The sequence below is a fragment of the Streptomyces sp. SirexAA-E genome (assembly GCF_000177195.2).
GTDB classification, from domain to species: domain Bacteria; phylum Actinomycetota; class Actinomycetes; order Streptomycetales; family Streptomycetaceae; genus Streptomyces; species Streptomyces flavovirens.
In genome coordinates this window covers 1,463,514-1,476,555 of record NC_015953.1, presented here as the reverse complement: position 1 = coordinate 1,476,555, position 13,042 = coordinate 1,463,514, and the positions used below count along the sequence as shown (strand labels likewise).

The following is a 13,042-nucleotide window of genomic DNA, read 5'->3' as shown; positions in this document are numbered from 1 at the left end:
CACAGACACCTGCGATCGAACCGACAGAACCGAGAGAGAAGAGCCGACGATGACCATCTCGAAGACGCAGCGGGGGCGTGCCGCGGCCGCGGTCTCCCTCACGGCGGTGCTCGCCCTGACGGCGACCGCGTGCGGTGACGACGGCAGCAGCTCCGGCGGCGACGGCAGCGGCAAGGGCGAGATCACCTTCTGGGACAACAACGGTGGTCCGCGCACCGCCATCTGGACCGAGATCATCAAGGACTTCGAGAAGAAGTACCCGGACATCAAGGTCAAGTACGTCCCGATCCCGATCGCCGACGTCCAGTCGAAGTACGACACGGCCATCGCGGGCGGCGGGCTGCCCGACGTCGGCGGTGTCGGCACCGCCTACCTCGCCAACATGGTGTCGCAGGAGGCCCTCGAACCGCTCAACAAGCGGCTGGAGGGCTCCACGCTCAAGGGCAAGCTCGTCGACAACATGGTGGAGAGCGTCACGGCCGCGGCCGGCCGCGGCGACGACATGTACTCCATACCGACCTCCGCCAACAACGGCGTCCTGTGGTACCGCACCGACCTGTTCGACGCGGCGGGCCTGGACGCGCCCAGCACCTGGACCAAGTTCTACGAGGCCGCGGAGAAGCTCACCGACGCCAAGAACAACAAGTTCGGCTACACCATCCGCGGCGGCGCGGGCTCCATCGCCCAGGCGCTCGACGCGATCTACGGCCAGAGCGGCATCACCTCGTTCTGGGACGGCGAGAAGACGACGCTCAACGACCCCAAGAACGTCGAGGCGCTCGAGAAGTACGCCGCCCTCTTCAAGAAGACGACGCCGGCCGCCGACGTCAACAACGACTTCACGAAGATGGTCGCCCAGTGGGACACCGGCACCATCGGCATGCTGAGCCACAACCTCGGCTCCCAGCAGGACCACCAGAAGGCGCTCGGTGAGGACAAGTTCGCCGGTATCCCCGCCCCCATCGGGGCGAGCGGCACCCGTGTCCAGGTCTCCAACCCCGTCGACGGCCTCGGCCTCTTCCGGTCCAGCAACAACAAGGACGCGGCCTGGAAGTTCATCGAGTTCGCCGCCTCCCACGAGTCGAACAGCAAGTGGAACAAGTCCGCGGGCGCCATACCGGCCAACACCGAGGCCGCCAAGGACCCGTGGATCGACGAGACCGAGTCCACCTCGCTGGCCGCCAAGGCACTCACCGACGGTTCCACCAAGATCGTCGACCTGCCGTACTACCTGCCCGACTGGAACAACATCAGCAAGGCCGACAACGAGCCGGAGTTCCAGAAGGTGCTGCTCGGCAAGACCACGGCCAAGGCGTTCCTGGACAAGGTGGCCGGCGAGCTCAACGAGTCCAACAAGGAGTGGCAGGAGCTGGGCAACGGCTGACCCCGTCCTCGCCCCGGCCGTCGCCCCGACGACCGGGGGACCGGCGGCGGTCCGGGTCGCGCCCCGCCGCCGGTCCCCCTTCTTCTCCCTGTGCACATCCGTACGGCATGACCTCCAGTGATCTCGTGAGATTTCGAGAGAGGCAGTTCCCTGTGTCACTGACGCGCAGACAGACGGCGGCCGCACTCCTCGCGCTGCCCCTCGCCCTCACCGCCACACCGGCCCTCGCCCACGGGGGCGCGGGCGGCGGACCCCGGGGCCGCACGCTGCACATCGCCGGCGACTCCACCGCCGCACAGAAGTACGCCGACGCCGCACCCGAGACCGGCTGGGGCATGGCCCTGCCGTTCTTCCTCGGCGGACCTCTGGCCGTCGCCAACCACGCGGTCAACGGCCGCAGTTCGCGGAGCTTCGTCGACGAGGGCCGGCTCACCGCACTCCTGGACGGCGTCCGCCCCGGCGACCTCGTCCTCGTCCAGTTCGGCCACAACGACGAGAAGACCGAGGACCCGGCCCGCGGCACCGATCCCTGGACCACCTACCAGGAGTACCTGCGGCTGTACCTGAAGGGCGCCCGCGAACGGCGGGCGCGACCGGTCCTGATCACCCCGGTCGAACGCCGCAGGTTCGCCGACGACGGCACCGCACGGCCCACCCACGGCGAGTACCCGGCGGCGATGCGCGCCCTGGCCGCCGAGGAGCGCGTCCCGCTGATCGACGTCCAGGCCCTCTCCCTCGCCCGCTGGCAGGAGCTCGGCCCCGACGGGACCGAGGCCCTCTTCAACTGGCTGGAGCCCGGCGCGTCGCCGAACTACCCCGACGGCCGGCAGGACAACACCCACTTCCGGCCGGCCGGCGCCATCGAGGTGGCCCGGACGACCGCCCGCGCACTCCTGGACGCGCGGGTGCTCGCCCCGCGCGACGTCCGCGGCCTCGACGCGCACGTCCCCGAACGCCGGATCACCTGGCCGCAGCCGGCCTGAGCCGCGCCCGCACCGCGTCCCGCCCGGTCGCGACCCGGTGCGCGCGTAGGCCCCCGTACCGCTTCCCCTTCACCCGTCCCGCGTACGACAGTTAAGGATCCGTCATGCCCGCACGCATGCGTCACCTCCGCGCCACCGCCGTGGTGCTGGGCACCGCCTCGCTCGCCCTCGCCGTGAGCGTCCCCGCCCAGGCCACCGTCCACCCCGCCCACGGCACCAAGGGCATCGAACGCGCCGTCCTTCCGGCGGGTGACGGCTGGGCCGCCGCCGAAGGCTCCACCAGGGGCGGCGCCGACGCCACACCCGACCACGTCTACACCGTCACCAACCGGGCCGAGCTCATCGCCGCCTTCGAGGACGCGGGCGACGCGCCCAAGATCGTCAGGATCGCCGGCACCATCCACGGCAACGCCGACGCCGAGGGCAAGCCGATCGGCTGCGAGGCGTACCAGCGGGACGGCTACACCCTGGAGAAGTACCTCGCCGCCTACGACCCGGCCGTCTGGGGCATGGACGAGGTCCCCTCCGGCCCGCTGGAGGACGCCCGGGTGGCCTCGGCGAAGCTCCAGGCCGCCGCGGTCGACGTCAAGGTCCCGTCCCACACCACCCTCGTCGGCGTGGGCAAGGACGCGAGGGTCATCGGCGCCGGCCTCCAGGTGAAGGGCGTCTCCGACGTCATCATCCGGAACATCTCCTTCGAGGACACCTACGACTGCTTCCCCCAGTGGGACCCCACCGACGGGGACACCGGCCACTGGAACTCCGAGTACGACAACCTCGTCGTCCACGGCTCCCGCCACGTCTGGATCGACCACAACACCTTCAGCGACGGCGACCGCCCCGACGCCGAACAGCCCCGTTACTTCGACGAGCTGTTCCAGCAGCACGACGGGCTCTTCGACATCGTGCGCGGCGCCGACCTGGTCACCGTCTCCTACAACGTCCTCAAGGACCACGACAAGACGATGCTCATCGGCAACAGCGACAGCGCCGGTGCCGACGACCGGGGCAAGCTCCGCGTCACCCTGCACCACAACCTCTTCAAGGACGTCAACGAACGCGCGCCCCGCGTCCGCTTCGGCCAGGTCGACTCCTACAACAACCACTTCGTCTCCACCAAGGGCAGCGCCTACGGCTACTCCTACGGCATCGGCGCCGAATCCCAGCTCGTCGCCGAACACAACGCCTTCACCCTCGACTCGGGCGTCGACAAGGCCACCATCCTCAAGAAGTGGTCCGAGTCCTCCCTCACGGCCGGGGACAACTACGTCAACGGCCGCAAGACCGACCTGATCGCCGTGCACAACGCGGGCGTGCCCGCGGAGCACCTCACCGAGGGCGCCGGCTGGAAGCCGAAGCTGCGCACCGAGGTCGACCACCCGCTCGTCGTCCCGCTGCTCGTCGCCCTCAAGGCCGGCGCGGGCCGGACGCTGATCGGCTGACCACCCCCGAAACCGGCCGGAGCGGCACCGCACGCCTTCCACCACCCCGGAAAGCGCCGCTCCGGCCTCCTTCTTCCCCGCACCCTCCCCCGCAAGGAGCACCGCCATGACCAGCAGACGCAGTGCCCTCTCCCTGCTCGCGGGCGCGGGCGCCGCCCTCGCCGTCGGCGCCCCCTCCGCCCACGCCCGGGCCGCCCGCCCCCGCCCCTTCGGCCGCCACGGTTCACCGGCCCGCCGCCTCGACGCCCGCACGCTGTACGTCGATCCGCACGGCAGGGGCGACCACACCGACGTACGGTCGGCCCTCGACGCCGCCACCGGCAGCGGCCGCACCCTGGTGATCGCCCCCGGCACCTACCGCGGCCCCGTCACCGTGCCCGCCGACCGGGCGGGCCTCACCCTGATCGGCGCGAGCGGCGACGCCCGCGACACCGTCCTGGTCCACGACAACGCGGCCGGCACGCCCAAGCCCGACGGCTCCGGCACCCTGGGTACCAGCGGTTCGGCCACCGTCACCGTCCAGGCCGCCGGCCTCACCGTCCGCGACGTGACCTTCTCCAACGACTGGCTGCGCTCCGACAACCCGGAGTACACCGGCACCCAGGCCGTCGCGATCAAGGTCCAGGGCGACCGCTCGGCGTTCTACGGCTGCCGCTTCCTCGGCCACCAGGACACCCTGTACGCCGACTCCCTCTCGCTGACCGCGTTCGCCCGCCAGTACTACCGCGACTGCTACGTGGAGGGCGACGTCGACTTCGTGTTCGGCCGCGCCACCGCCGTCTACGACCGCTGCCACTTCCGCACCCTGACCCGCACCGACCTCGCCTCGGCCCCGTACGGCTTCGTCTTCGCGCCCAGCACCGCCGGGGCCAACCCGCACGGCTTCCTGGTGCTGCGTTCCCGCGTCACCAGCACCGCCCCCGACGCGTACTACAAGCTGGCCCGCCCCTGGGTGCCGTCCTCCGACCTCACGGCCCACCCGATGCTGACCGTCCGCGACACGTACCTGGGCCCGGGCATCGACGCGGTCACCCCGTACGCCGACATGTCGGCCGACTTCCCGTGGCAGGAACAGCGCTTCGCCGAACACCGCAACACCGGCCCCGGCGCCCGCGTCACCGCCCCCGCCGACCGGCCGCAGCTCAGCGCGTCGGAAGCACGCGCGCACACCCCGGCCGGCTGGCTGGGGGACTGGCGCCCGTAGGTGCCGGTCCTCGGGCGGTGCCCGGCTCGGGCGGCCACCGCGTCCGCGGCTCGGTGCGGCGTGCGGCGGCCCCGGAGCCCCTGCCGCTGACGCACAGCCGTGTCCCGCCCGGGGCCTCGGCCAGGACCCGGGCGGGACACGACGGGACCGGAGGTGCTCCCAGGGCTTGTTCCGAAAGTCCCGCCTGTCCGGCCCCGCCCTCCGGGCGGACGGCGCTACTTACGAAAAAGCCCTAGTCGTAGCTCAGGTCCGAGGCGGTGTACTTGCAGTACGTGCCGTCCGGACCGCTGCCCGTCTCCTTCGGTTCCGCGCCCGTGCTGTTGCCGGTGTAGCGGACGCAGGGCTTGATCTTCTTGCTGCTGTCGCCGTGGACGCGCACCGAGCGCAGCGCCGCGGTGTCCCCGTAGTTGGTGTTGATGCCGACCAGGGACTTGCCCGGCGCCGTGACGTCGACGTCGTTGACGATGATCTCGCGCTTGTACTGCTTGGAGCAGTTGCCGCACGAGCGGACCAGCTTGCCGAAGTCGGCGACCTGGAACTTCGTCACGACCAGCTTGCCCGCGCCGTTGAACTGGAAGACCTTGTCGGAGGCCTTCTTCGCGCCGCCGCCGTACACCGTGTACACGGACGACGTGGAGGTGCCCTTGAAGGACGCGGCGTCCTCGCCGACGTCCTCCCACCAGACGTTCTGGATCGTGCAGCTGCCGGAGCAGTGGATGCCGTCGGCGGCCGGAGTGCCCAGGATGACGTTCTTGATCGTCGCCCCGTCCTTCAGCTTGAAGATCGGGTCCTGGCCCTCGTCCTGGCCACCGTCGCCCAGGTCACCGCTGCCGGTGAAGCGCTTCAGACCGCCGTCGTACGTCCCGGAGACCTCGATGGTCTTCGAGACGGACTGGCTGCCCGTGGCGGAGGGCCAGGCGGGGATCGCGGTGGTGGCCGCGCCGGCCGGCTGGAGCATCACGCCGGTGGCCAGTGCGGCGCCGGTGAGGCCCAGTGCCGCCGTCAGCGCGGTGGCGATGCGCCGGCGGCCGGGGCGGCGCCGGTGGGTACGTGGGGATGCGGCTCTTTCACTCATGTCCGGTGTTCCGTTCCTCGGGGTGGGGGAGTGTCGCGCTCCTTGGTCGCCACCGCCCGGACAGGGGTTGCCGGGGTCCCCGGTCTTTTTCGCCGGGCCGTGCGGCCTCAGCCCTTCGGTGCGAAGTCCCCGCCCACCAGGGACTGTTCACCGGACGCGTCGGCTCGTGCGGTGTAGTCGTCGCGTCCCGCGTCGCGGGTCCCCTCCGCGTGGTTGTACTGGCCGGCGAAGGTGTGGGTGCCGGGCGGGACGCTCCGTCCCTGTTTCAGCGTCCAGCGGTAGACGAGGAAGCCGCCCTCCTCCCGGGCCGAGGCCGTGAAGTCCTCCTCCGGCAGGGAACGCCAGAACCCGGTGGAGACGACCCCGCCGTTCAGCGCGACGCGGATCTCCACGGTGAGCCCGGTCAGCGGTCGGGCGGCCGTGACGGTCACGTTGTTCTGCGCCCAGTACCGGTTGCTGTGCGGGTCGACCACGCCGTCCGACCGCAGCGGTCCGCTCTCGGCGGGCAGCGCTCCGCCGCCCGCCGGGCCGTCGGACACCGGCGCGGGCGGTGCGGCCATCCGCTGCCCGCCCTCCCGCTGCCCGGAGCCGGTCTGCGTGACCGCGAACGCACCGGCCGCCAGCACCCCGCAGACGGCCACCGCCGCCCCGGCGACCCGCAGCCAGGGCGTCGGCCGACGCGGCGGCCGGGCGGTGCGGGCCGGGGGGTCACCGGCCATGCCCCGCTCGATCCGGGCCAGCATCCGCGCCCGGTCGGGGCGGTGCGAAGCGGCGGCCAGGTGCAGCCGCTTCCGCAGGTCCTCGTCCATCAATGCCTTCCTCCGGTGCGCTGCGCCGCGACGGCCACCTGGACCCGCACGGCCGGCGCCTCGGGCCCCAGCAGCCTCTGCAACTCCGCCATTCCGCGCGAGGTCTGGCTCTTCACCGTACCGACCGATATCCCCAGGACCAGAGAGGTGTCCCGCTCCGAGAGGTCGAAGGCGTGCCGCAGCACCACACACGCCCGCTTGCGGAACGGCAGCCGGCGCAGGGCGCCTTGGACGTCGACCACCGCCGACACGTCCGGGTCCTCCACGGCGTACCCGTCCCCGGCGCCGCGCGGCGCCCAGAACAGGGCGATCCTGCGACGCTCCCGGACGGCGCTGCGAATGCGCGTCCGGGCCAGGTTGGCGACGACCCCGCGCGCGTACGCCACCGGGTGGTCGGCGCCCCGGACGCGGTCCCAGCGGTGCCAGAGCGCCATCAGCGCGTCGGCCGCCAGATCGTCCGCCGCGTCTGCCTCACCGGTCAACAGGTGGGCCAGACGGGCGAGTTCGGCGTAGTGCGCCTCGAAGAACGCGTGGAACTCGGCGGCAGCGGCATCGTCCACGACTGTGCCCACGGGTACCTCTTCTCTGCACGGGATCCCTGCGTGCTCGACGAGCTGTCGGTAGGAAGCGGTGAAACACCGTTGTGTACGTTCCCAAGCCCGTCCACGGGGACGAGAGCGTACCAACGCGCACCCCGGAAGCGCTTCGACGCGGGTGCGTATCCCAGTAAGGCGTAACACCGCGAAAACGTGAAGACCCCGGAAGCGCCGAACCGCGCGGCGGACGCCGCGCGGTTCGGCGGGAAAGCCCCCCGCCCTTCGACTCGGGCGTCCGCCCCCCGTCACCGGCCCAGGGCCGCCGCCATCATCTTCTGGGCGATCGGGGCCGCCAGGCCGTTGCCGCTGACCTCCGAGCGGGCCGAGCCGGAGTCCTCGACGATCACGGCGACCGCCACCTGCTTGCCGGTGGAGTCGTCCTTCGCGTACGAGGTGAACCACGCGTACGGGGTGTTGCTGTTGTCCACGCCGTTCTGCGCGGTGCCCGTCTTGCCGCCGACCTCGGCGCCCTCGACGCGGGCGTTGGTGCCCGTGCCCTCCTCCACCACCGTGACCATCGCGCTGCGCAGCTGCTCGGCCGTCGACTCGGAGACGACGCGCTCGGTGTCGCCGTCCTCGTACGTCTGCAGGGCCGTGCCGCCGGAGTCCGTCACCTTGGAGACCATGTGGGGGGCCGCCAGCTCGCCGCCGTTGGCGAGGGCCGCCGAGACCATCGCCATCTGCATCGGCGTCGCGGTCACCTCGAACTGGCCGATGCCCGTCAGCGCGGTCTGCGCCTTGTCCATGCCGGTGGGGTAGACGCTCTCCGACGCGCGAACCGGGACGTCCAGCTTCTCCGTGTCGAAGCCGAACGCGTCCGCCATCTCCTTCACCTTGTCCTGGCCGAGATCGGCCGCGGCCTTGGCGAAGACGTTGTTGCAGGAGTACTGGAGCGCGGTGCGCAGGGTGGCGTTCTCGCAGGGGGCCGAGGCGCTCTCGTTGGACAGGACCGTGGTCGTGCCCGGCAGGGTGTAGGGGTTGGGGCTGTCCGTCGGCGTGTCGACCGAGTCGTACAGGCCGTTCTCCAGCGCCGCCGACGCCACCACCAGCTTGAACGTCGAACCCGGTGCGAGCGGCTGCCGCAACGCCCGGTTGACCAGCGGCTTGTCCTTCGCGGCGAGCAGCTTCTGCCAGGCGTCGCCGTCCGTGGTCCCGCTGATCGTGGAGGGGTCGTACGACGGGGACGAGACCATGCCCAGGATCCGGCCGCTGACCGGGTCCATCGCGACGGCCGCCCCCCGGTCGTCGCCGAGGGCCTCGAAGCCCGCCTTCTGGACGTCCGGGTCGATGGTCGTCACCACGGCGCCCGGGTCGGCCTGCTTGCCGGTCAGCAGGTCCGTGGGGCTGCCCAGCCGGTCGTCCGTACCGTCGAGCACGTCGCTGTAGATGCCCTCCAGCTGGGTGGCCCCGTACGCCTGGGAGCTGTAACCGGTGACGGCCGCGTACAGCTCGCCCTGGCCGTAGGTGCGCTTGTACCGCAGGTCGTCGTCGTCTGTCTCCTTCGAACCGGTGACCGGGGAACCGGCCACGATGATGTCGCCAAGCGGCTGCGCGTACTGCGCGATGGTGTTCCGCCGGTTGTGTTCGTCGTCCGCGAGCGCCCGTGCCTCGTACCCCTGCACCCAGGTCGCCCGCACCAGCAGGGCGAGGACCATCAGCAGACAGAAGACCGAGGCGCGCCTGATCGTCTTGTTCATCCCGGTGTGAGACGAACGGGGGCGGCCGGGGCGTTCCCGTTCGTGTCCCTTCTCACCGGTTTTTCACGTTCCGGACCCGGGATCTTCCGACCGTGACGCTCCGTGCCTACGGCCGCCCGTCCAGCCGGAACAGCAGCTCGTCGGTCTCCTCGCCCCGCGCCTCGGCGTATCCCCGGTCCGTGCCGGTCACCGTGAACCCGCACTTCCGCAGGACCCGCACCGACCCCGCGTTGTCCGCCGCGGCCCGGGCGTGCAGGGGGCGTTCCGGTACGGACTCCAGCAGCGCCCGCAGCGCGGCGGTCGCCAGGCCCCGGCCCCAGTGCGCCCGGTCGATCCAGTACGTCACCTCGCGCTCGTCGGGCGGACCGTACACACCGACGTTCCCCACTACCGCGCCGTCGGCGAGCACCGTCCGCATGACGACCGTGTCCGCGCCCCGGATGCGCTGCCAGTGGGCGTCGAACATCGCCCGGTCGGAGGGCTCGGCGCTGGTGAAGGCCGCCACCCGGGTCGCCTCGGGATCACTCATGTACGTGAAGAACAGGGGGAGGTCACCGTCCCGGACCTCGCGCAGGGTGACGCGCACCGGATCAGAGCCTCCGGGTCGCGAGGGTGAGCCGGTCGCGCGCGTCGAACAGCGCGTCCTTGACCGTCTGCTCGTGGGCGGGCGTGAGCCGGGCGACCGGCACCGAGCAGCTGATCGCGTCGCGCGCCGGGGTGCGGTAGGGGATCGCGACGCCGAAGCAGCGCAGACCGAGGGTGTTCTCCTCGCGGTCCACCGCGTACCCCTGCTCACGGACCAGACGCAGCTCCTCGATGAGCTTCTCGCGGTCGGTGATGGTGTGCTCCGTCAGCGCGGGCAGCGTCTCGGGCAGCATCGCACGGACCTGCTCGTCGCTGTGGGTGGCCAGCAGCGCCTTGCCCAGCGAGGTGGAGTGCGCCGGCAGCCGGCGGCCGACCCGGGTGAAGGGCCGCAGGTAGTGCTGGGACTGCCGGGTGGCCAGGTACACCACGTTCGTCCCGTCCAGCCGGGCCAGGTGGATGGTCTCCGTGGTGTCGTCGGAGAGCCGGTCCAGGGTCGGGCGGGCGGCGGCGACGACCTCGTCACCGTCGATGTAGGAGGTGCCGACCAGCAGCGCCCGCACCCCGATCCCGTACCGGGTTCCGGTGGCGTCGGTCTCCACCCAGCCGAGCTCCACCAGGGTGCGCAGCAGCATGTAGAGGCTGGACTTGGGGTAGCCGACGGCCTCCTGTACGGCGGCCAGCGAGTGCATGCCGGGGCGCCCCGCGAAGTATTCGAGGAGCTCCACCGTCCGTACCGCTGACTTGACCTGTGTCCCGCCGGCCTCGGCAACCGCCATCGCCCTGTGCCCCTTCCGCCTCATCTTGTACGACCCTGCCGGTACAGCGGCGCTGTACGTCCTGCGAGGCGCCGTGACTTCTTGCCAACACTGAACGCCCGGAAATAGAGTTCCCGTGTATTCACGATCAGGAACGCTGTTCAGAATACCGAACAACTCCTGAATGTGTGGCAGTGGACCGGAAGGAAACACGGTGGCAGCAGCACCAGTCTGGAGTGTCGACCCCCGAACCGGGAACCCGCGCGAGCAGGTTGCGGTGGAGGCTACAGCGGAGGAGGTCGACCGCGCGGTCCGGGCCGCGCACGCCGTACGCGACGCCCTGGCCGACCGCACCGTGCGCGCCGCGTTCCTGCGCACCGCGGCCGACCTGCTCACCGGGGCCGAGGAGCACGTCGTCGAGGCCGCCGACGCGGAGACCGCCCTCGGCCCGGCCCGCCTCACCGGGGAACTCGCCCGTACGGCCGCCCAGTTGCGGGCCTTCGCGGAGGTCGTCGAGGAGGGCGCCTTCCTCGACATCCACATCGACCACGAGGACGGCAGCAGGACCCCGCCCTGGCCGGACCTGCGCCGCATCAAGATCCCGCTCGGTGTCGTCGCCGTCTACGCCGCCAGCAACTTCCCCCTCGCCTTCTCGGTGCCCGGCGGGGACACCGCCAGCGCGCTCGCCGCGGGCTGCCCGGTCGTGGTCAAGGCGCACCCCGACCACCCCGCCACCTCCGAACTCTGCGCCTCGCTGCTGCGCAGGGCGGCCGTGCGGCACGGACTGCCCGAGGCCGTCGTGAACGTGGTGCACGGCTTCGACGCCGGCGTCGAGCTGGTCAAGCACCCGCTCGTCGCCGCCGCCGGGTTCACCGGTTCGGTCCGCGGCGGCCGGGCCCTCTTCGACGCGGCCGCGGCCCGCCCGGTGCCGATCCCCTTCCACGGCGAACTCGGCTCCCTCAACCCGGTCGTCGTCACCGAGGCCGCCGCCGCGGAGCGCGGCGAGCAGATCGGCGCGGGACTGGGCGGCTCCATGACCATGGGCTCCGGGCAGTTCTGCACCAAGCCCGGATTCGTCCTCGCCCCGTCCGGCGAGGCGGGCGACCGGCTGCTGAAGTCCCTCACCGAGACCGTCAGCGGCACGGGCTCCGGGGTCATGCTCGACCACCGGATGCGGGACGCCTTCGTCGCGGGCGTCGCCGAACGCGCCGCACTGCCCGACGTGGACGCGCCCGTCACCCCCGGGGCGGGCGGCGAGCACACCGTGTCCGCCGGCTTCCTCACCGTCCCCGCGCGGCGGCTGGCCGAGGCCGGCCCGCACGACGCCCTCCTGGAGGAGTGCTTCGGCCCGGTCACCGTCGTCGCCCGCTACGACTCCGAGGGCGAGATCACCGCCGTACTCTCCCGGCTCCCCGGCAACCTCACCGCCACTCTCCAGATCGCCACCGAGGAGGCAGACGGCGCCGCCGCCGGACTGCTCCGGGAGCTCACCCCGCTGGCCGGCCGGGTCCTCGTCAACGGCTGGCCCACCGGTGTCGCGGTCGCGCCCGCCCAGCACCACGGCGGCCCGTACCCGGCGACCACCTCCACCTCGACCTCGGTCGGCGCCACGGCCGTCGAGCGCTGGCTGCGCCCGGTCAGCTACCAGTCGACCCCCGAGGCCCTGCTGCCACCGGAACTGCGCGAGGACAACCCGCTGGGTCTGCCCCGCCGGGTCGACGGGCGGCGGAAGTGAGCCCCGTGCTGCCCGAGCTCCCTTTCGCACTTGAGGAGTTCGGGCCGGACGGTACGTGGACGTACACGGACGGCGTGCTGACCGGCCGGGCGGGGGCGCGGCAGGACCGCTTCGTCCCGCCGGGCGGCGACACCCTCGAACCCGCCTCGGACGCGCCGCGCCTGCTGGGCGCCGTGCCGGAGGGCGACTTCCGGCTCACCGCACGGGTGACGGTGGGATTCGAGGCCGCCTTCGACGCGGGCGTGCTCTACCTGCACGTGGGGGAGCGGGAGTGGGCGAAGCTCTGCCTGGAACTCTCCCCGGAACGCCCCACCGTCTGCACGGTCGTCACCCGCGGCCGGTCGGACGACGCCAACTCCTTCGAGGTGGACGGCCCCACCTGCTGGCTGCGGCTCAGCCGCACCGGTGGCGCGTTCGCCTTCCACGCCTCGGCCGACGGCGAGAAGTGGACCTTCGTCCGTGTCTTCACCCTCGGCACGGCCCGGGAGCGGGCGGCCGCCTGGGCCGGCTTCCTCGTCCAGTCGCCGACGGGGGAGGGCTGCGACGTGTCCTTCGACCACATCTCCTATCGGTCCGGCGGCCCGGCCGACCTCCGCGACGGCAGCTGAGGACGGACCCGGTCCACCCCGCCGATCCCTTCGCCCCCGGTCACGGTCACGGCCGGGGGCGAAGGCGTTCCCGCGCGTCCACGGCGATCACATACGCAAGTCCTGCACCACATACATGAATTTCTGGTCCCGACCCGGCAACCCGGCGCCGCCCGGCGACGACCCAGGA

General features: G+C 71.9%; 12 protein-coding genes. 6 read left to right on the top strand and 6 right to left on the bottom strand.

Annotated features, from left to right (window positions below; genetic code table 11):
• Positions 1-49 precede the first annotated feature (49 nt).
• From SACTE_RS06455 to SACTE_RS06440, 4 genes are all read left to right on the top strand, one after another.
• Positions 50-1,384 (top strand): sugar ABC transporter substrate-binding protein, encoded by a 1,335-nt coding sequence (locus tag SACTE_RS06455; protein ID WP_014045222.1) that lies wholly within the window; start codon positions 50-52, stop codon positions 1,382-1,384.
• 152 nt (positions 1,385-1,536) lie between these two features.
• Entirely contained in the window at positions 1,537-2,367 is an 831-nt protein-coding gene (locus tag SACTE_RS06450; RefSeq protein WP_014045221.1) for a rhamnogalacturonan acetylesterase, read from the top strand.
• Positions 2,368-2,471: 104 nt separating this feature from the next.
• The gene (locus SACTE_RS06445; RefSeq protein ID WP_014045220.1) at positions 2,472-3,809 is read left to right on the top strand and encodes a pectate lyase; all 1,338 of its coding nucleotides are present in this window, start codon (positions 2,472-2,474) and stop codon (positions 3,807-3,809) included.
• 106 nt (positions 3,810-3,915) lie between these two features.
• Positions 3,916-5,013, top strand: coding sequence for a pectinesterase family protein (locus SACTE_RS06440; protein WP_014045219.1), 1,098 nt, complete (start codon positions 3,916-3,918; stop codon positions 5,011-5,013).
• A gap of 232 nt (positions 5,014-5,245) precedes the next feature.
• On the opposite strand, the gene SACTE_RS06435 is transcribed toward SACTE_RS06440, so the two are convergent.
• From SACTE_RS06435 to SACTE_RS06410, 6 genes are all read right to left on the bottom strand, one after another.
• Positions 5,246-6,088, bottom strand: a complete 843-nt coding sequence (locus SACTE_RS06435) for a pectate lyase (RefSeq protein ID WP_014045218.1) — start codon at positions 6,086-6,088, stop codon at positions 5,246-5,248.
• Between the two features lie 107 nt (positions 6,089-6,195).
• Positions 6,196-6,897 (bottom strand): anti-sigma factor, encoded by a 702-nt coding sequence (locus tag SACTE_RS06430; RefSeq protein WP_014045217.1) that lies wholly within the window; start codon positions 6,895-6,897, stop codon positions 6,196-6,198.
• Positions 6,897-7,469 carry a SigE family RNA polymerase sigma factor gene (locus tag SACTE_RS06425; RefSeq protein ID WP_014045216.1) on the bottom strand — a complete coding sequence of 191 codons (573 nt, stop codon included), beginning with the start codon at positions 7,467-7,469 and terminating at the stop codon, positions 6,897-6,899. Before SACTE_RS06425 ends, SACTE_RS06430 begins: the two co-directional genes overlap by 1 nt.
• A gap of 269 nt (positions 7,470-7,738) precedes the next feature.
• Positions 7,739-9,190 carry a penicillin-binding transpeptidase domain-containing protein gene (locus SACTE_RS06420; protein WP_014045215.1) on the bottom strand — a complete coding sequence of 484 codons (1,452 nt, stop codon included), beginning with the start codon at positions 9,188-9,190 and terminating at the stop codon, positions 7,739-7,741.
• A 106-nt stretch (positions 9,191-9,296) separates the two neighbouring features.
• Entirely contained in the window at positions 9,297-9,776 is a 480-nt protein-coding gene (locus tag SACTE_RS06415; RefSeq protein WP_014045214.1) for a GNAT family N-acetyltransferase, read from the bottom strand.
• Between the two features lie 4 nt (positions 9,777-9,780).
• The gene (locus SACTE_RS06410; RefSeq protein WP_019992813.1) at positions 9,781-10,551 is read right to left on the bottom strand and encodes an IclR family transcriptional regulator; all 771 of its coding nucleotides are present in this window, start codon (positions 10,549-10,551) and stop codon (positions 9,781-9,783) included.
• A 193-nt stretch (positions 10,552-10,744) separates the two neighbouring features.
• Between SACTE_RS06410 and SACTE_RS06405 the strand changes: the two genes are divergently transcribed.
• Together SACTE_RS06405 and SACTE_RS06400 are read left to right on the top strand one after the other, a co-directional pair.
• Positions 10,745-12,265: an aldehyde dehydrogenase (NADP(+)) gene (locus tag SACTE_RS06405; RefSeq protein ID WP_078492598.1), complete on the top strand. Its 1,521-nt coding sequence runs from the start codon at positions 10,745-10,747 to the stop codon at positions 12,263-12,265.
• Entirely contained in the window at positions 12,262-12,873 is a 612-nt protein-coding gene (locus tag SACTE_RS06400; RefSeq protein ID WP_086021259.1) for a DUF1349 domain-containing protein, read from the top strand. The genes SACTE_RS06405 and SACTE_RS06400 overlap by 4 nt, the downstream gene beginning before the upstream one ends.
• The last annotated feature ends 169 nt before the right edge of the window (positions 12,874-13,042 follow it).